Annotated in this window: 15 protein-coding genes; 5 read left to right on the forward strand and 10 right to left on the reverse strand. The window is 65.3% G+C overall.

The window, feature by feature from the left end; all coding sequences use genetic code 11:
* Window positions 1-141 precede the first annotated feature (141 nt).
* Entirely contained in the window at window positions 142-603 is a 462-nt protein-coding gene (locus IEY79_RS32745) for an acyl-CoA thioesterase (RefSeq protein ID WP_189111288.1), read from the reverse strand.
* A gap of 235 nt (window positions 604-838) precedes the next feature.
* Window positions 839-1849: a zinc-binding alcohol dehydrogenase family protein gene (locus IEY79_RS32750; RefSeq protein WP_229701331.1), complete on the reverse strand. Its 1011-nt coding sequence runs from the start codon at window positions 1847-1849 to the stop codon at window positions 839-841.
* A gap of 113 nt (window positions 1850-1962) precedes the next feature.
* On the opposite strand from IEY79_RS32750, the gene IEY79_RS32755 reads away from it, so the two are divergent.
* Entirely contained in the window at window positions 1963-2847 is an 885-nt protein-coding gene (locus IEY79_RS32755; RefSeq protein ID WP_189111289.1) for a LysR family transcriptional regulator, read from the forward strand.
* Between the two features lie 40 nt (window positions 2848-2887).
* Here the strand turns inward: IEY79_RS32755 and IEY79_RS32760 are convergent, their stop codons facing one another.
* The 4 genes from IEY79_RS32760 to IEY79_RS32775 form a co-directional block, all read right to left on the reverse strand.
* Window positions 2888-4537, reverse strand: a complete 1650-nt coding sequence (locus IEY79_RS32760; protein WP_229701332.1) for an alpha-keto acid decarboxylase family protein — start codon at window positions 4535-4537, stop codon at window positions 2888-2890.
* A gap of 306 nt (window positions 4538-4843) precedes the next feature.
* The gene (locus IEY79_RS32765; protein ID WP_189111291.1) at window positions 4844-5776 is read right to left on the reverse strand and encodes an SDR family oxidoreductase; all 933 of its coding nucleotides are present in this window, start codon (window positions 5774-5776) and stop codon (window positions 4844-4846) included.
* Window positions 5777-6360: 584 nt separating this feature from the next.
* Entirely contained in the window at window positions 6361-8070 is a 1710-nt protein-coding gene (locus IEY79_RS32770) for a CocE/NonD family hydrolase (RefSeq protein WP_189111292.1), read from the reverse strand.
* A 201-nt stretch (window positions 8071-8271) separates the two neighbouring features.
* On the reverse strand, window positions 8272-9705 hold the full coding sequence (locus IEY79_RS32775; protein ID WP_189111293.1) for an aldehyde dehydrogenase family protein: 1434 nt from the start codon (window positions 9703-9705) through the stop codon (window positions 8272-8274).
* A 282-nt stretch (window positions 9706-9987) separates the two neighbouring features.
* Between IEY79_RS32775 and IEY79_RS32780 the strand changes: the two genes are divergently transcribed.
* Both IEY79_RS32780 and IEY79_RS32785 read left to right on the forward strand, forming a co-directional pair.
* Window positions 9988-10821: a helix-turn-helix transcriptional regulator gene (locus IEY79_RS32780; protein WP_189111294.1), complete on the forward strand. Its 834-nt coding sequence runs from the start codon at window positions 9988-9990 to the stop codon at window positions 10819-10821.
* Window positions 10822-10971: 150 nt separating this feature from the next.
* On the forward strand, window positions 10972-11955 hold the full coding sequence (locus IEY79_RS32785) for a zinc-dependent alcohol dehydrogenase family protein (protein ID WP_189111295.1): 984 nt from the start codon (window positions 10972-10974) through the stop codon (window positions 11953-11955).
* Window positions 11956-12023: 68 nt separating this feature from the next.
* On the opposite strand, the gene IEY79_RS32790 is transcribed toward IEY79_RS32785, so the two are convergent.
* The 3 genes from IEY79_RS32790 to IEY79_RS32800 all read right to left on the reverse strand — a co-directional run bounded on the left by IEY79_RS32790 (window position 12024) and on the right by IEY79_RS32800 (window position 15090).
* Window positions 12024-12554, reverse strand: a complete 531-nt coding sequence (locus tag IEY79_RS32790) for a YbhB/YbcL family Raf kinase inhibitor-like protein (protein WP_189111296.1) — start codon at window positions 12552-12554, stop codon at window positions 12024-12026.
* 69 nt (window positions 12555-12623) lie between these two features.
* The gene (locus tag IEY79_RS32795; protein ID WP_229701334.1) at window positions 12624-13658 is read right to left on the reverse strand and encodes an SMP-30/gluconolactonase/LRE family protein; all 1035 of its coding nucleotides are present in this window, start codon (window positions 13656-13658) and stop codon (window positions 12624-12626) included.
* Window positions 13659-13770: 112 nt separating this feature from the next.
* Window positions 13771-15090, reverse strand: a complete 1320-nt coding sequence (locus tag IEY79_RS32800) for an enolase C-terminal domain-like protein (protein ID WP_308426710.1) — start codon at window positions 15088-15090, stop codon at window positions 13771-13773.
* Between the two features lie 117 nt (window positions 15091-15207).
* Between IEY79_RS32800 and IEY79_RS32805 the strand changes: the two genes are divergently transcribed.
* Both IEY79_RS32805 and IEY79_RS32810 read left to right on the forward strand, forming a co-directional pair.
* A complete protein-coding gene (locus IEY79_RS32805; RefSeq protein WP_229701342.1) occupies window positions 15208-16200 on the forward strand; it encodes a zinc-binding alcohol dehydrogenase family protein in 993 nt (330 codons plus the stop codon).
* Window positions 16201-16399: 199 nt separating this feature from the next.
* Window positions 16400-17323 carry a helix-turn-helix domain-containing protein gene (locus tag IEY79_RS32810; protein ID WP_189111300.1) on the forward strand — a complete coding sequence of 308 codons (924 nt, stop codon included), beginning with the start codon at window positions 16400-16402 and terminating at the stop codon, window positions 17321-17323.
* Between the two features lie 112 nt (window positions 17324-17435).
* On the opposite strand, the gene IEY79_RS32815 is transcribed toward IEY79_RS32810, so the two are convergent.
* Window positions 17436-18032, reverse strand: coding sequence for a DUF421 domain-containing protein (locus IEY79_RS32815; RefSeq protein WP_229701335.1), 597 nt, complete (start codon window positions 18030-18032; stop codon window positions 17436-17438).
* Window positions 18033-18148 lie beyond the last annotated feature (116 nt).

Consider the following 18148-nt stretch of genomic DNA (forward strand, 5'->3'; position numbering starts at 1 on the left):
TCGAGTACTTCTCTGAGCAGATGCCCATCCACGGGGCAATTCCCGCGCCCAGCCTGACTAGCGCTGTTCATCACTCACCCGGACTCCCGCAGGCCGGCCCCGTCCGAGCGGCATCACTTCTTCGAGTCGCTGCACCATGGTTCAGCTAGCCTGTGTCGCCATGATTGTGGCGGCGACTTCGCGAGCGTGATCAGACCATGGCGTGGGCAAGAGCGTCTTTCGGTCGAGGCAGATGGCGGTACGGATGCCGTACGCGTAAGTCTTCTCGCCATCGGCGGAACACACGCGATAACCGCATGTCACTGAAGTCGTGCCGATCTTCTCGATCCACAAGTTGACGGCATACGTACCGAACGCGGTTACAGGGGTGTCGTACGTGATCGTGAAAGTCTTTACGACGTTGAAGCCGTCATTCTCCAGGCCTTCGGCGCCGAAAAACCCTTTTCTGTGCCAGAAGGAAAGCCATGCGCGCTCGACCAGTACCTGGTAGCGGCCATTGTGAAGCATTCCCAGAGCGTCCAAGTCGTCGAAATGGACTTCGATCGGCATGAGTATCCCGATGGGGCCGGACGTCTTGGCGGTGGTGGTGAAATCGGAAATCATAATTCCTCGGCAGTACGATCAGGGATGAGGCGATATTAGACTGAGCAGAGCCGGCGGGAAAACCTTTGATCTCTGCAAGGAAAATTGTGCGGCTATTTTCCGGGATTCGTTTGCGTAGTCGGTGATGTGACGCGACTCTCCCGCCAGCTCACGGGTGCGCACGAGGGGCAACGGGCGCGGCCAGCGGCGTTTGCTGGAGACGCTTACGCCTCGTTGGACCGCGAGCGGCTCTGTTTCAGCGAGTGACGACGATTTTCCCGGTGACCCGACCAGTCTCCACCAAGCGGTGCGCCTCGCGGAGGCCGGCGGCGGAGAAGTCGTCAATTGCGGTGGTGAGTGTGGTGCGGATCCGCTTTTCGTCGACTAGACCAGCGACAGTCTCCAGCAGATTCTTCTGCACCACCATGTCGTCGGTCTGGTGAATGGACCGGGTGAACATCAACTCCCAGTGCCAGGCGACGCTCTTGCTTTTCAGCGGGAGCAGGTCCAGGCCCTCGGGCTCATCGATAGCCGTAATGTGGCCGAAAGGCCGCATGATCTGCGCGTAGGTTTCGATGTTTCCGCGCGAATGCGGGCTCAAGAGGTAGTCGATGCCGTCAGGGGCGGCGTTCGTCGCCGACTCCACAAGGTCGTGGTGGTCCACCACCGCGTCGGCTCCAAGCTCCTGTACCCACGCCCGGGACTCGGAGCGAGTGGCAGAAGCGAGAACGCGCACGCCGGTCAGCGCCTTGGCCAGCTGGACCGTCATCGACCCCACGCCGCCGGCCCCGGCCAAAACGACCAGTGTGCCCTTCGAGTCCTGGGTAAGCCCGAAACGCTCGAAGAGCGTCTCCCAGGCCGTGATGGTGGTCAGTGGCATCGCTGCCGCCTCGGCGAAGGTGAGCGAATTCGGCTTGCGCCCGACGAGCCGCTCATCGACCGCGTGCAGGTCGGCATTGGCGCCGGGGCGAGTGACGTCGCCGGCGTACCAGACCTCGTCGCCAACTGCCAGGGTCGTTACGTCGGGACCCACCGCCTCGACGACGCCAGCCGCGTCGAATCCCAGGATTCGGGGAGTCTTCGAAGCGGCCAGCCCCGAACGGATCTTGACGTCCACGGGATTCACCGAAACCGCCTGCACCCGTACCAGCACATCCCGACCACGCAACTCGGGCACCGACACCTCAACGTCTACAACGCTGTCCTGGTCGTCGACCGGCAGGCCCTGGTATGAGGCCACCGCCCGCATCGTGCCAGACGTACTCATGCTGTGTGCTCCTCGCTCGGTTTTTCCGGCAAATTGGTCTTGCACGGACACAGTGGCCCAGCCGAGCCCATGCGTCCAAGGACAGTTTTTATGAAAATGCATAAGCTGAGCGCATGAACGTCTCACTGCGCCAGCTGGAGTACTTTGTCGCGATCATGGATGAGGGTTCCTTCTCCAGGGCGGCAGAGCTCCTGCACGTGACCCAACCCGGCCTGTCGCACCAGTTCCAGGCCCTGGAGCGAGCGCTCGGGGTTCGACTGATCGAGCGGACGCCCCGCCGACCACGGCTTACCCCGGCAGGCCGAGCTGTCATGCCGCACGCCCGAGCCGCATTGGCCGCCGGCGCACGGGTGGAGTCCACCGCACACCGAGTCGTCGCCGAAGTGGAGGCGGAGCTGTACGTCGCGACGATGTACTCACACAGCGTCGGGATCTTTCCCGACGCGCTGCGCAGTTGGCGGCTCACCCACTCCGGAATCCGAGTCCGCCTGTTCGAGCACCGCAGGTCCGCGACGATGACAGCGGCCATGGTGGACGGCCAGGCCGATATCGCCATCGGCCCGCGTCCGGACCACTGGGACGGATATGTGCGCTCCTTGGGCTTCGAGCGCTTCACGGTGGTCACCGCCGAGGACGACCCCGTGGCCGCCGGACGCCACACCATCAGCCTGGTGGAACTCGCTGACCGGGAATGGGTGCACTTCACCCCAGACAGTGGCTTGTCCGACATTCTGGACGCCGCCTGTGCCCGGGCCGGGTTCACCCCCGCGGTGAGTATCCGCACCGAACAGGCGTCCTCCGCACTCCGGCTGGCCGCCGCGGGAATGGGTCCCGCCCTGGTCCCGGAGAACAACCTTCCCCCACATTTCACCGGGCGGACGGCCTTTCCCGTACCCCCAGTGGACAGGGAGATCACCGCCTACAGCCGCACACCTCCCGACGACCTCGGCGAGGCCTTCGTCACCGCCATCGCCAACCGGCTGCTGGCCGTCCCCTGATGGCCAGCAGCCGGCACTCTCGGACGCCCCGTGCGTGCGCTCAGGTTGAGTAGAGCGTCGCGGTGTAATTGTGGAGTTGGTTGAGCAGGGGAGGTGCCTCGTAGGTGCCGGTGACCACTTCGACGTAGCATCCGGTGTCGGCGTTCGCCGCGGTGTCCATGGCGTGGTCGAGCTCAGCGATGGTGGTCACGCGTGCCGTGTACCAACCTTCACAGCCCAGCACCTTCGGCAGCTCTGAGTACCGCCAGTCGGCGATGTCGTTGTAGGCGATGTCGCCGTCGGCACAGAGCAGGCGCTCGATCAGGTAGCCGTTGTTGTTGATCACGAAGACCACCGGGTGCAGGCCGTTTCGCCCGAACTGGCTGATTTCCTGGGCTGTCAGCTGGTGCGAGCCCTCTCCGGTGATCAGCACGACGCGCTGACTGTCCTTGGCCGCGACGGCGGCGCCCACAGCTGCCGGGGTGGCCCAGCCGATCGAGCCCCACAGTGTCTGATTGTGGAAGGTGGCACCCGCGGGCAGCCGGGCGAACGCCATGCCCATGGACGCTGTTCCGGTTTCGGCGATCAGTACGTCGTTCGGCTTGAGGAACCTCTCCCACCGCGGGTAGAGGGTTGCGGCGGTAATGGGGTCGTCACCGCTGCCTCCTGCCGGCGCCATGCGTGTGATCTCCGCCGACGGCTGCGGCCACTGCTTGTGGGGGAGCTTCTCGGCGAGAGCGTTGAGGAGGTCTTTCATCTCCACGCTCTGGTAGGTCATGCCGTCGACCCGCACGTAGTGGTGCCGGATGTCGATCAACCGGCCGGGATCGAGGTTCGTGGTGAATGCTCCGGTGTTGAAGTCATTCATCAGTGTGCCACCGAGGATGACGACGTCACTGTCCTCGACGAAGCGGCGGACGTCTTCGTTCATGAGTTTGCCGTCGTACATGCCGACGAAGGACAACTGGTCCTCGTTGAGGACTCCCTTGTCCGACATCATCGTGGCGAAGGGCATTCCGGTGGCGTCGAGGAGTTGTTGGAGGTCCGGCTCCAGGCCGGCACGTGCCAGGAGGACACCGGGCAGGACGCACGAGCTCTTGGCTCTGCCGAGCATGTCACTGATCGCCTGCACGGCGACATCCACCTGGCGGGGATCGCTGGCCGGAGTGGGATGCGGCTGCGCCTCACCGACTACGGGCATGCTTGCCAGGTCGGAGGGGAAGGCCATGTAGACCGGCCGACGGTGGTAGAGCGCGGCAGCGATGAGGCGCTCCGTCTCGGCGGCGGTGTTCTGGGGGGTCATGATGGCGCTCGCGCAGACCACCGCACCCGACAGCTTTTCGAAGAGGTTGAACTCGCCGTCGCCCAATGTGTGATGCACGACGGAGTGGTGAGCCTGCACCCCCATCTGCGGCATTCCGACGAGATGGAACAGTGGAACGTGCTCCGTGTAGGCGCCGGCGATGCCGCAGATGGCGCTGAGTTCTCCGACACCGTAGGTGGTGCACACCGCGCCCACCCCGTGAACGCGCGCGTAGCCGTCCGCGCAGTAGGCGGCATTGAGTTCGTTGCAGTTGCCGACCCACTCGACGTCTGGATGTTGGGCAATGGCATCGTTGATGGGGAACGCGTAATCACCGGGTACGCCAAAGACGTGCTTCACGCCAATGTCCTGAAGCCGATTCAGCACGTGCTGGATAACGGTTGTCACGCGAAAGCTCCTTCTTTTGTCGCCGGCCACCACGGGCGAGCTCAATTCCCCGCGCAGGAAGGGTGCGGTCCCCAGTTTGTATGCATGTGCGGCGGTGGTGGCTCGCGCCACGGCGTGCTTTCGGGGGATCCGAGCACAGCGGCAGGGTTTACCCAGAGCGGAGGCATGGACGGTGCAACCATTCAGGTGCGTTGCCCCTGGGTCTGTCCTCGGGCGGCCTGACATCCGAGCTGGAGTACTCAACGGCGCCTGCGCAGGAGGGCGGCGGTTTCGGCTCGGTTCACAGGGCGGGCTTCTGCGTGTGGGTCAGACGCGCGGGAAGGCGACCCCGGCCAGACGTTCGGAGACCTCCCACATCCGTGCGGCGAGGGCTTCGTTCCGGGCAGGCTTGTAGGGAGTCTGGCTGGTGGGACCGCCCGTGAAGTGGCCGAGACCGTCGGGTACGTACAGGCCTCCGCCGTGCGCCTCCGGGCTTGTGGCCGCATAGAGAGTAGGAAGCAATCCCGCGTCGACGTTCTGCACGAACAGACCCCAACCAGCGAGCCGCGTCATGATCGCCTTGTACGCCGAGGGTTTCTGGCGCCCCATGTCGGGGCCGGCGGTGTACAGGTTCGTGAGGGTCGTCCCCGGATGGGCGACATTGCTGACAACTCCCCAGCCGCCTGCCGTGCTGCGCCGGTCAAGCTCCATCCCGAACAGCAGGTTGGCCAGTTTCGAGGTCCGGTAAGAGCCGATGGGCGCGTACGAGCGCTCACTCTGAAGGTCGTCCCAGTTGATCTTGCCGGTGCGGGCGGCACTGCTGGTCATGGTGGTGACCCTTGCCCTGCCCTCCCGCAACAGCGGCAGTATGCGTGCCACCAACGCAACATGACCAAGATGATTTGTGCCGAACTGAAGCTCGAATCCGTCGCTCGTGGTGTGCCGGGTGGGCGGCATCATGATGCCCGCGTTGTTGATCAAGATATTGATCGGACGCCCGACAGTGGTGAGGTGCTCGGCGAGCGCGGCCACAGAGTTCAACGAGGCCAGGTCGAGTGCCAAGGTGGAAACCGCGGCGTCCGCGACGGACGAGCGAATGCGGGCGACGGCCGCCTCGCCCTTGGCGGCGTTACGGACCGGCATCAAGACCTCGGCGCCGGCGCGGGCCAGCCGTTCGGCCAGACCGAGCCCGATACCGTCGCTCGCGCCGGTCACCACCGCGAGTTTCCCAGTCAGATGGGGAACCGATATGTCCTTCACAACGACTCCTAGTCAACGGTCATCCGTATGAACCTGAAGCCTTGCAGAAGCTGGACCGGGTCCGGAGCGTTTACCCATGGACAAAGAGTCCGTGGATAAAAGCCCTGTCTCCTACCGGGTGTGCACCGAGTTGCGGGACCAATTCTCGGGTTGCGTATGTAACGCCTTGTCGGGAAGACGCCAGAAACAATGGCACATCTGCCCCGCCGGCAGGGCGGAGTGGAGACCTCCGTCCGAGGCGGCAGCCGCGGAGATTCTTGCCCGAACTCACCGGCCGCACCGGGTACGCGCCGTCATGGTGCGGGCACACAGGCCGGCTCCCCGTCCAGGGCGGCTACTGGTCGGCTGTCGTATTTCTGGAGAAAGCCCAGATTGACGGCTTGGGCGTGTGTAGTGGGGTGGGGGTGCCGGCGGCCCAGGACCTTCGCGGCCGAGAACCCCATCGGTTAGTCGGTCGGACGGAGCCCCATTTCATTGGAGTCGAATCGGCCGGGCGATACCGGCCATCGAGGGACACCCGTCGCGTACAGGAGGCCGCCGACGACGTGCGGCAGGTCGCAGGCGGGCGACCAGCAGCAGTTGGGCTACGACGGTCTGGTGGTCCCCGTGGAAGTGACAGGAAGAGTCAGCCGCGTGGAGTCGTGGTGGATGGTGTGGACGGCCGCATTGAGGCCGGTCCCGGTCGACAGGGGCTCGCCAGTGCCAAGATTTCGGGCGTACTGCGGATGAGCGCCACCCGAGAGCTGCAGCCTGAGACGGTGTCCCTTCAGCAATCGGTGAGCGCAGGGAGACAGCCGTGCGGTGACGTGCTGGACCTGTCCGGCGTCCGCCGTGGGGTCGAGTCGGACGAGGACATCGGCGATGTTGTGTGAGCGGCCCTTTACGTCGACGTCGCAGATACGTACGAAGAGGTCGGCGTGAGGGTTGTCCAAACTCAAGGACACGTCGACGACAGGGAATCCTTCGAATTCGAGATCGGCAGTAAGGGGCAGAGTGGTGAAGGTCCGGACGTCCTGCCGCGCCTCCAAATCCGAGTTGTTCCGCACACCCGCATCGCCTGTCAGTCTCCGCCCGCCTACCGAGGGCGTGGGATCGCCGGGGTCATAGCTGAATGCCGACTCGCCTCCCGAGGGGACCGTCGCCGTCAACTGACCGGCACTGTTCGGATACCAGCTTGTCTCAGTGCAGGTCGGCGGCCATATCGGTGAGGTATGCCAGGTGTCGCTGCCGGTGACGAACGTGTGGACCGGCTGGGCACGTCGAGCCGGTCCATCATTACCGAGGTGCGTGTCCAGCCAGTCCAGGGCCTCGTTGTCAATGACGCCTGACCCCTTGGTGACGTGACCGGCGTGCGTCCACGGACCGAGCGTCAAAGCGACATCAACGCCCCTGGACCGCAGGGCTTCGTACTGCTCCACGGTCTGTCCGACGAAAACGTCCTGCCAGCCACCCACCAGTAGCGTCGGCGTCCGCACATGCTGCACGGCGCCGGTGTAGTTGTACGGGCGCCAGTACGGGTCGGTCAGGTCCGTGTGGTCCAGCCATTCCTGAAACCACGGGGCACGCTTGTCCAGGACGGACTCTGCCGCTCTTGCCAAGGGCAGACCCGCGAACGACGCAACCAACCGGTTCGTAGACTGCTTGTTCCCCACGAGCTGCCGGAACAGGCTCGGCCTGTCCTCGAACGAGACACTGTTGACAGCGCTCCAGCCCAGCATGGCCTCCAGCGCAAACGAGCCGTTGTCCCAGATGACCCGACTGAAGTCGTGAGGTCCAGCGATCATTACACTCGCCCGGAGTTCGGGCGGGGGGTCGGCCAGCAGGGCCCATTGGGTGAAGGCCAGGTAGGACATGCCCAAAGTTGCCAATTTTCCGTTGAACCACGACTGTTCGCGCAACCACACGATTGTGTCCTGGGCGTCCTCGGCTTCCCGCACCATGGGTTCAAAGGTGCCGGTGGAGTCCACCGTCCCGCGGACACTCTGGAGGATCACGTGATATCCCCGCGCCGCGAAAGTCCGGGCCCAGAGCGCATCGACCGGCAACCCTCGGCCGTACGGTGTGCGGATCAGAATCGTGGCGCTGTCGGAGCCCGAGACCACAGGACTGTAGTGGTCACTCACCAGGACGAAGCCATCCCGAGTCGGCGTCCGCAAGCCACGCACGACGGCGTACTCGTTGCGTGGCGCGGGAAGCTTTCTTAGCCGCCGGAGGAGGCGATCGACTGCGCGGGCAGTGAGCCCGGGGGTTGCCTTCAAGATGAATACCTCGATTCGCGCTGGGCGCAGGCCCATCAGGGGTGATCGGCCTGCCGCAGCGATGCGTGACTCGGAAATGTACGAACTGCCCTGTGTGAACGGGACCGGAAGTCTCCTCGGACTGAGTCGACCGCCGATCGGAAGGGCCTGGGGTGGATATCTGATTGACCGTGGTACACGGAAACCGGCCCTGACGGTCTGAGCCCGGCCCGCCGGAGGGCGCCGTTGGCATGGGGCTCAGCGTTGGATGGCCTTGGTCTCCAGGAACTCCTCCAGACCGAAGCGGCCGTATTCGCGTCCGTTGCCGGACTGCTTGTAGCCGCCGAAGGGAGCGAGCGGGTTGAACTGGCCACCGTTGATGTCGACCTGGCCAGTACGCATCCGCTTGGCGATGGCCAGGGCGTGCTCGGTCTCGCCGAACACGGCGCCGTTGAGGCCGTAGATCGTGCTGTTGGCGATCCATACGGCGTGGTCGTCATCGGTGTAAGGAATGACCGCGAGGACCGGGCCGAAGATCTCCTCCTGGGCGATGACGGAGTCCGGTTCGACGTTGGCGAAGATGGTGGGCTTGACATAGGCACCGGTGGGAAGCCCCACGGGTCTGCCGGGACCGCCGACCACAAGGGTGGCCCCGTCGGCGACGCCCCGCTCGATATAGGCGGCCACGCGCGTGCGCTGCGCCTCGGAGGCCAGCGGGCCGAGCCGTGTGTTCTCGTCGGTGGGATCGCCCGTCGTGTACTCGCCGGCCGCTTCACGGAGCAGGTCGACCACCTGGTCGTGCAGCTCGGCCGGGACGAGCATGCGGGTGTAGGCGCCGCAGACCTGGCCGCTGTTGGTCCAGGCACTGGCAAGCCCGCGGGTGACCGCGTCCTTCAGATCCGCGTCGGGCAGGATGACGGCGGCGGACTTGCCCCCCAGTTCCAGTGCGACCCGCTTGACGGTCCCGGACGCGACAGCGGCGACGCGCTTGCCGGCACTGGTGGAGCCGGTCAAGGACACCATGTCGATGGCCGGGTGACCGGCAAGCGCTTCACCGACGACTGGCCCGGTGCCGTGCACCACGTTGAACACCCCGGCGGGCAGACCGGCCTCGGCGGCGACCTCCGCGAAGATCCGTGCGGACAGCGGGGCGAGTTCGGACGGCTTGAGGACCACGGTGTTGCCGGCCAGCAGGGCCGGAACGACCTTGGTGACAACCTGCTGGAGCGGGAAGTTCCACGGAGTGATCGCCGCGACCACACCAATCGGCTCACGGAGGATCAACGAGTTCGCGATCTCCTCGCTCCACGGGAAGTCGCTCTCGACACTGGCGATGGCCTCCGTGGACATGATCGGCATCGCGGCCTGGCCCCAGCGGGCCAGGGAGATCGGGGCGCCCATCTCCGTGCTGATGGCGACGGCGATCTCCTCGCTGCGTGCTTTGAGGCCTGCGGCGATGGACCGCATGACGGCGGCACGCTCGGCCGGGTCGGTGGCGGCCCACGCAGGGAACGCGGCGGTGGCCGCAACCACGGCGCGGTCGACATCGCCGGCCGTGCCTTCGGGGACAGTCGCGATAACGGCGCCGGTGGCCGGGTTGACCACCTCGATCACGGGACCGTCGAAGGGAATCGCCCGGCCGTCGATCCAGTGGGCGGGAGCGGGAAAACTGGGTTCACGGTTGCTGTTCATGGGATCAAGCCTCACAAGAACCAGTGAGCGCAGCCAGGGACAGCTAGTCCGGTGATCAAGGTCACTCACGATCACCGCAGTAATAAACGATCCAGGTCGCGTGTTACCGCGTCGGCGGTGCGTCAGCCACGGACAGACGGTCCCTGGCTGAGCCCCCTCATCAGCCTTCGCACTCTGTGAAGCTGGTGTACACCTGACCTGAGCGGCGCTTCTCGGGAGGCGAGCCCCCAGGGCCCCTCATCGAGGGCTGCCGCCGCTGCCTGTACGGAGAGGAGAGGGTGCATGGACCGCGCAGAGCTTGCCGATTTCCTGCGCACGCGGCGCGAGGCGCTGCAACCCGAGGATGTCGGTCTGCCCCGCACCGGCCGCCGGCGTACAGCTGGTTTGCGCCGTGAAGAGATCGCCGCCCTCAGCAGCATGTCGAGCGACTATTACAGCCGCATCGAGCAGCAGCGCGGGCCCCGCCCATCCGAACAGATGCTCGCCGCCATCGCCCACGGGCTGCGCCTGTCCTTGGACGAACGTGATCACCTCTTCCGGCTCGGCGGCTACGCCACGCCCCTGCGCGTCTCCCGCTCCGACCACATCAACCCCGGCATGCTCGCGATTTTCCAGCGTATGGAAGACACCCCGGCGCAGATCATGAACCATCTCGGGGAGACTCTTGCGCAGAACCGGTTCTCCGCTCTCCTGATCGGAGATCAGACCCGGCACACAGGCATGGCCCGTGCCCTGGCCTACCGCTGGTTCACCGATCCCGCCGAACGGCAGCTTTTCCCCGCCGAGGACCACCCCGGCAACGGCCGGACCATCACCGCGCAGCTGCACGGCGCCCACACCCGCGACCCCGCCAACCCCCGCGTCTCCGCCCTCGTGGGGGCACTGCTCGAAAGCAGCGAGGAATTCGCCGAGATCTGGAACGAGCACCCCGTCATCGGCCCGTACTGCGCACCCAAGCGCATCAACCATCCCCAGGTCGGTTCCATGGAACTGCACGGGCAGAGTCTCATAGACCCCGACCAGTCCCAGATCCTCACGGTCTTCACAGCCAGCCCCGGCAGCGAGAGCCACAACAAACTCCAGTTCCTCTCCGTTCTCGGCGGCCACCTCGTCTGATCCTGCTTCCCGGAGGAACGCCCTCGGCGCTGGTGCGGGTGTACCCCCGGCTCGATGGACGGCGGCCTGCGGAGTTGACTCTCAGCTTTCCCGGCGGGGCCTCCAGGCTGACCTCCGCACCTCACTGACAAGACATAAGGGAGCTCACTCGTGCGCGCATTGATTCTGCAAGAGTTCGGTACTCCGCTGATCCTGAGCGAGATCGAGAAGCCCACCGCCGGCCCGGGGCAGGTGTTGGTCAAAGTCAAAGCCAGCGGCGTCAACCCTCTGGACACCAAGATCCGGGCCGGTGCTGCTGCCCACGCCAAGATCACGCTGCCCGCCGTCCTTGGCATGGATCTCGCCGGCGTGGTTGAGGAGCTCGGCGCGGGTGTCACCGGCCTCGCCCCCGGCGACGAGGTCTACGGCATGACCGGTGGCGTCGGTGACCTGCAGGGTTCGCTCGCCGAGTACGCGGCCGTCGACGCCCGCCTGCTCGCCCGCAAACCGACCTCACTCACCATGCGCGAGACCGCGGCCCTGCCCCTGGTCGTCATCACGGCCTGGGAGGGACTGGTCGACCGGGCGCGGGTCCACGAGGGGCAGAAGGTGCTCATCCACGGCGGCGCCGGCGGTATCGGCCACGTGGCCGTTCAGATCGCCCGAGCCTATGGTGCCGAGGTCTTCGCCACCGCGTCACCCTCGCGACTGGATGTCGTCCAGGGCCTGGGGGCGACGCCGATCGACCACACCACCACCGCCGTTGAGGAGTACGTCACCAGATACACCGCCGGCGAGGGCTTCGACGTCATCTTCGACACCGTCGGCGGGCCGGTACTCGACGCGTCCTTCGCAGCGGTACGCACCTACACCGGCCACGTCTTGAGCGCCTTGGGGTGGGGTACCCACAGCATCGCACCCCTCTCCTTCCGCGGAGCCACTTACTCCGGTGTCTTTACCCTCCTGCCCCTGTTGACCGGCCGCGGGCGGGAACACCATGGGGAGATCATGCGCGAGGCAGCCGCCCTCGCCGACGGAGGGGCACTCAAGCCTCTGATCGATCACCGGAGCTTCACCCTCGACACCGTTGCCGACGCCTACGCGATCCTGGAGAACGGCAGCGCCCACGGCAGAATCGTGATTGACGTCGACTGACGTCCACCGGCCGGCCGGCTAACCCGATCGTTCAATCGGGGACGGCCCCGCTGCCTCTGACTGCTTTGTCAGCCTTCGACGGTGAACCCGGCTGTGATCACGGCTCGCGCGAGTGTATGGGCGGCGAGGTTGAATCCCAGGAGAGCCGGTCGTGCTGTTTTGTCCAGGTCCAGCGTGGGGACGTCAACGGCGTGTGCGGCGATGTAGTAGATGTGCTCGCCGCTGCCGGGCGGCGGGGCCGCGCCGAGGTAGCGCGGCATTCCCGCGTCGTTGTGGAGCTGCCACGCCTTGTCGGGTATGCCGGAGCCAGACGCATCGCCTGCCCCGGTCGGCAGTTCGTCGACAGAAGCGGGAATGTCGGCGACCGCCCAGTGCCAGAATCCGCTCCCGGTCGGTGCGGTGGGGTCGTACATGGTCACCGCGAAGCTCTTGGTCTCAGCCGGAAAGCCGGACCAACTGAGCTGCGGGGAGATGTCGGAACCCCCCGCACCGAGGATCCCACTCGCCTGGGGCAGCGGTATCTTCCCCCCGTCCTGGATGTCGTCGCTGGCCAGGGTGAAGGCGGGTACCTGGGCGATCAGGTCGTAGGGTGTTTTCATCGCAGTCATTCCTCCTGCTCGGGCGAGCCTGCACGTCAGCGGCTCGGGGGATCAGCTCATTTCGCCGCCTCACGCCAGGCGTATGGGGCGTGCGCCGACGTGGACCCGGACGATCTGGTACGGGGGTATGCGGTCGTCGACGTCGTTGTTGAACAGCGGTGTCCTGGGCAGCTGGTTCACGCTCACATAGAGGTAGCCGTCGGCCGCCAGGGCCAGCGTGTCCGGCCACAGCAGAGCGGGGGCGTGCAGCAGCGTCGACCACGTACCGTCCGGGGCACGCTTGAGGACGGCGCTGTGTTCGTACGCCGTCGCGTAGACGTTGCCTGCCGTGTCCGACTCAAGCCCGTCGGAGCAGCCTTTGTCACCCAGGTCCACGACGGCCGCGGCCACCTGCTCGTCGCCGAGCGAGCGGTCGGTCAGGGCACTGGTCGGCACACTGTAGAGACGCCGGCCGGAAAGGGGGCAGTAGTACAGGAGAGAACCGTCCGCGCTGATCGCGATACCGTCGGCACCGACCGCGTAGTTCTCACGGACCGTACCCTGAACGATCGCACGGAAGCCGTCCGTTGCCCTGGTGGAAGCGTTGCCTCGAAGCCGGCTCCAACTCCGTCCGGATCCGAGGTCGACCACGATCAGTGCGCCCTCCGGCTGGGAGTCGGTGACGTAGGCGTATCCGCCCGTTCCGCGGGAGAGATCGAATCGCACGTCATTGAGGTAGGTCGTCGCGTTCAGTGCTTCGGCGTCCAGACGCACGATCCGGACGACCTGGTCCCTGGCGGGATCGACCTCGACGAGCTTCGGACCGTTCTCCACCCACGGCGCGAAGGAGTGGCTGCCCGTGTCGAGGAGCCACACATGTCCGGCGGGGTCGGTGATCACGCTCTGCACGGAGACAAGGCTGTCGGGGCTCCCGTTCGGAGCCCATGTGTTGATCTCGGCGTTGGGATAGGCGACAGCCTCACCGTTCACCACTTCGGCGACCGTGTAGGGGACGTCGTCACCCCATCGCGGGAAGGATACGAAGATCCGTCCCTCGTCGGTGACGGTGACCCCCGTCGGCATCAGGTCGCCGAACTCCGCCACCACCTCGTAGTCCGGTGCCACCCAACTCCCCAGGGGAGGAGGGACATGTGACGGAGCAACGGATTGAGTGGACATAGCCAACTCCTTCGTCTGTGAGCTTCGCGTGACGCCGTCCCGAGACCTGGAAGCGGCTTCAGGTGGCCACGGTGTATTTCTTGACGGCCTTCTCGTCCCAGGTGACGCCGATACCGGGCCGGTTCGACGGGGTGACCGTTCCTTCGACGGGCAGACAGGGGTCCTCAAGTACCGGGTGAGCCCAGTCGACCCACTCCAACCAGTGGGCGGTGGGCGTGACGCGCAGCAGGTGTGCCGCGATCTCCGGGTAGAGATGACTCGACAGCTGAGTGCCGGCCGCCGCGGCAAGACCGGACGCCTGGAGCCATCCGGACACTCCGCCGATGCGCATGAGGTCCGCCATCGCGTAGGGGACCGCTCCGCCCCGCAGATAGGTGAAGAGGTCACGCGGGCCGTAGAAGTTCTCGCCCCACTGCAGGGGAGTCCTCACCTTGCCCGCCAGTCGGGCGTAGCCCTCAACGTTGTCGTAGGCGATGGGTTCCTCGAACCAGTAGAGACCCTGCTCGTCCAGTTCGTGACACCGCCGTACGGCGTCCCCGTATCCCAGTGCCTGGTTGAAGTCGACCATCACGTTGATGTCCGTGCCGACACCGTCCCGCACCGCCTTCACAGCTGCCAGGTCTTTTCGCAGGTCGGGATCGCCGAGCCGGAGTTTCATCGCGCCGAAGCCGCCCTCGTCGCGGAGTTCGCGCGCCTCGGCGGCCAACGTATCGACCTTGTGCCGCCACAGCCCATTGCTGTTGTAGGTCGCCGTCGGCCCGATCGTCCCGCCGAGCAGGCTCACCAAGGGCAGACCCGCGGACTTCGCCAGGGCGTCCCAGAGCGCCATGTCCAGCGCCGACCTGGTGATCATCGAGAGGCCGGCGATTCCCACCACGTTGAGGTCCTTGCCGAACTCGGCGAAAGCGTCGGCGGGCGCGAGCGGCCGGCCTGCCCAGACATCGCTGAGATCGCGGAGCTCGGCCACGATCGCGGGCATGGCCGACGCACGGTAGGGGGCGATGTAACTGCTTCCGACAACACCGTCACTGGTTTCCACATCCACCAGGACCAGGGGCCATTGGTCGAATTCGCCTATCCCCGCCACGATGGGCCGGCGCAGGGGCACCACTACGGCTCGGCTCCGCACTGCTCGCAAGACAACCGGATCTGACTCCGTGAGAACGCCCGTTTCATTCTCCCGCCCGACCGCGCTCTCTGCTGGGCTGGTATCCGAATCCATGATCGTACAGCCTTTCATTCGATGACTGTCCGTAGCTCTTTGCATCGTCTTTCGCTCTGGGTAGCAACGAAGTGGCACACGACTACGTTTTAAGCGTAGGGGAGTTTTTCTCAACTTTATTGACCGCCTGTGCGGAGGTCTTGACCGGACGTGCATTCCCGGAGCTTGTGCTGGATGCGACAACTAGTGTTTTAGGCAGGACCGACGCAACGGTGTGGCACCTCAGGCCGGATCGATCCGCCGCAAAGGAGAAAAGAAATGCCGAAAGAGAAAATGAATGGCGTGGGATCTTTCCGGGGGCTGCCGGTCGAGGATCCGGAGAGTCTTCTGGACGTGGTGGTGCCTGTCCCTGAGCTACGGCCCCGGGATGTCCTGGTACGGGTGGAGGCCGTGTCGGTCAACCCGGCGGACGTGAAGGCACGCGCGGAATTGGCTCCGTCTGATCAGCCCCGCGTGCTGGGGTTCGACGCGGCGGGCACGGTGGAGGCTCTGGGCCCGAAGGTGACCACGCTGCGCGTCGGTGACGAGGTCTGGTACGCGGGTGACTTCAACCGTGCCGGGAGCAACGCGGACTATCAGGCGGTGGACGAGCGCATCGTGGGCCGGGCGCCGAGGAGTCCGTCGCATGCCGAGGCGGCGGCGCTTCCGCTGACGACCATCACCGCCTGGGAGAGTCTGTTCGAACGCTTCGAACTGTCCAAGGACTCCCAGGGAACCCTTCTGATCATCGGAGGACCGGGCGGCGTCGGCTCGATCATGATCCAGCTCGCCAAGGAACTCACCGGTCTGACAGTACTCGCGACCGCCGGCAGCCCCGAGTCCTCCGACTGGGTACGGGAACTCGGAGCCGACGCGGTCGTGGACCACCACGACCTGGTCGCCACTGTGAGGAAGGCGGCGCCCGAGGGTGTGGACTACATCTTCACTTCGCACTCCGCCGGCAACATCGAGTCATTCGCCGAGATCATCCGGCCCTTTGGGCACATCACGGCCATCGACGAGCCGGAGCACCTGGACCTGCTCCCGCTGAAGCTCAAATGCATCGCCTGGCACTGGGAGCTGATGTTCGCCCGCTCGATGCTCGAAACCCCGGACATGATCGAGCAGAAAAAACTCCTGGAGGATGCGGCGGTCCTGGTTGACGACCACCGCGTCCGTACCACCGCGACCACCACCATCAGGGACTTCAGCGCGGCCGGCCTGCGTGAGGCCCACCGACTCGTCGAGACAGGCGGACAGGTCGGCAAAGTGGTCGTCACTCGCTGAAATCGCCGCTCACGCGCCTCTCGGCCGTCGGCCCGCTCATTCGAAGCAGGCCGCTCACAAGCCCTCAGCGGAGAGACTGGACCTGCGACTCCGCCCCGGGCGGCGTAGCGTTATTTGTCATGTGGTTACCGCCGACCGGGAGAACCCTGTTGGTCTTCGGCGGCGGCCAGGGCTCGGGATGCGGAGAGGGTGAGGCGTTTTGGCGGCACCTTTCGACACCAGCACCCTGGCACCGCAGGGGCGGCGCCCACCAGAGGTAAATCGCAGCGACGGGCCCGCGAACATATGCCGCACACTGTCGGTCATAAGGCTTGGGGCGGTCTCTCTCTCGACCATCAGTGGGGATTCACTCTTTATCCAGAGAACACTGAACGCCACCCAGGGCAACGTCGAGCAAACCGTGGTATTGACCATGCAGCTCTCCGGGAGCTGCATGGTCAGACAGAATGAACGAGAGGCAGTGGTGCGGCCCGGGGAGTTCGTCATCCACGACAACTCCCGCCCGTTTGCGGTCTCCGGCACGCAGGCCGTGGAACAGATCACCGTGAGCGTGCCACGCAACGTGCTCGCGCTTCCTTCTTCGGTACTGAGAGCGGCCTCCGCCCGGACCATCGACCCCAGCCACCCGACCGCCGAGGTCGCCGCGACGTATTTCCGGCAGCTGGTTCACAGCACGGCCGCCCATACCCGCGAACCGGACCTGCTCGGTCCCCCGTGCATCGAACTCATACGTGCCCTGATCGCCACTACCCAGGAACAACGGTTGGGCGTCGCCGCCGAGCCGCCCCACCGCACCCTTCAGCAGCGCGTCATGACGTACGTGTGGGCCCATCTGGGCGACAGCGACCTGAGCGCCTCGCGGGTCGCGGCCGAACATCACATCTCCGTGCGGCAGCTCTACCTGGTGCTCTCCAGGGCCGGTATTTCGCTGGGCGACTGGATCAGGACCCAGCGCCTGGAGGAGAGCCGCCGGGAGCTCATTTCCCCCCATGGTCGGCAAGCGACCATCGAATCTGTCGCAAGACGATGCGGCTTCGCCAGCGCGTCGCATTTCAGCCGCGCGTTCAAAAAGACGTACGGGACGTCACCTCGTCAGTGGCGTCTTGAAAACCTTGCCGCGTGAGAAGACGGGATGCCGTCTCGGTCCGGCGGGACTGAGCGCAACCGTTGCTGTTCGGCGGAGTCCGACACCAGCTCGTGCGGATGCGACAACCGGAGCCAGAGGTCATCTGGTTTCAGCCTTCTTCGTCGGCCCGTTCGGGACGGGCCCGCAGAAGGTCTTCGATAGTGATGAGTCGGCGTTCCAATTCGTCGATATCCCTCCGAGTCGCATTCGTCTCTTCCCACCGGAGCACGACTACTAGTCGTCCGTCAGGCTCCAGGCGGGAATGGGCGACGCTGCTGATCTCGCTGCCGGTCTGTTTGCGAACGGCGTCGTTCAGTTCATCAGAACGAAGTCCGAGACGTCTGATGGCTCTCTGTACGGGCTTTCCGTCCTCGATAACCGTGGTGGGTGTTCCTTCGATGACATGCGCAGCCCGCTCGTCGACCGCCAGCCAGCGGTTGATGGCAGCGTTGGCCATGACCAGGGTCACAGCGCCGATCGCGCCGCCGGTGACACTTTGATCGTTCCCGATGATCGAATTTTGCACTACATTCGACAGAAGAAAGATGACGACGAAATCGAATGCGTTGAGGCTTGCGAGGCCGCGTTTTCCAGTGAGGCGGAAGAGTGCCAGGATGAGGACATAAACCATCAGCGTCCGAATTACTTTTTCGGCGACCGGGATGTGCAGCTCGAAGATATCGTCCCACATTTCGGACGCCTCCATATGATCATCGGACGATTGCGGCGGGGCTGCGACTCCTCCGGAGAGGCGAACCCCACCACATAACATCGCATCACTTGGCTCCGCCCAGTGGGCAGCTCGCCAGTGCCACGGCGCAG

This window comes from Streptomyces camponoticapitis (assembly GCF_014646115.1).
In the GTDB taxonomy this organism is placed as follows: domain Bacteria; phylum Actinomycetota; class Actinomycetes; order Streptomycetales; family Streptomycetaceae; genus Streptomyces; species Streptomyces camponoticapitis.

Bases quoted from the DNA above. Each gene is read 5' to 3' on its own strand.
- IEY79_RS32800 (WP_308426710.1), bottom strand. From the start codon at position 15,090: ATGCACGTCCGGTCAAGACCTCCGCACAGGCGGTCAATAAAGTTGAGA.
- IEY79_RS32805 (WP_229701342.1), top strand. From the start codon at position 15,208: ATGAATGGCGTGGGATCTTTCCGGGGGCTGCCGGTCGAGGATCCGGAG.
- IEY79_RS32815 (WP_229701335.1), bottom strand. From the start codon at position 18,032: ATGGAGGCGTCCGAAATGTGGGACGATATCTTCGAGCTGCACATCCCG.
- IEY79_RS32790 (WP_189111296.1), bottom strand. From the start codon at position 12,554: ATGAAAACACCCTACGACCTGATCGCCCAGGTACCCGCCTTCACCCTG.
- IEY79_RS32780 (WP_189111294.1), top strand. From the start codon at position 9,988: ATGGACCGCGCAGAGCTTGCCGATTTCCTGCGCACGCGGCGCGAGGCG.
- IEY79_RS32755 (WP_189111289.1), top strand. From the start codon at position 1,963: ATGAACGTCTCACTGCGCCAGCTGGAGTACTTTGTCGCGATCATGGAT.
- IEY79_RS32745 (WP_189111288.1), bottom strand. From the start codon at position 603: ATGATTTCCGATTTCACCACCACCGCCAAGACGTCCGGCCCCATCGGG.
- IEY79_RS32775 (WP_189111293.1), bottom strand. From the start codon at position 9,705: ATGAACAGCAACCGTGAACCCAGTTTTCCCGCTCCCGCCCACTGGATC.
- IEY79_RS32770 (WP_189111292.1), bottom strand. From the start codon at position 8,070: ATGGGCCTGCGCCCAGCGCGAATCGAGGTATTCATCTTGAAGGCAACC.
- IEY79_RS32750 (WP_229701331.1), bottom strand. From the start codon at position 1,849: ATGAGTACGTCTGGCACGATGCGGGCGGTGGCCTCATACCAGGGCCTG.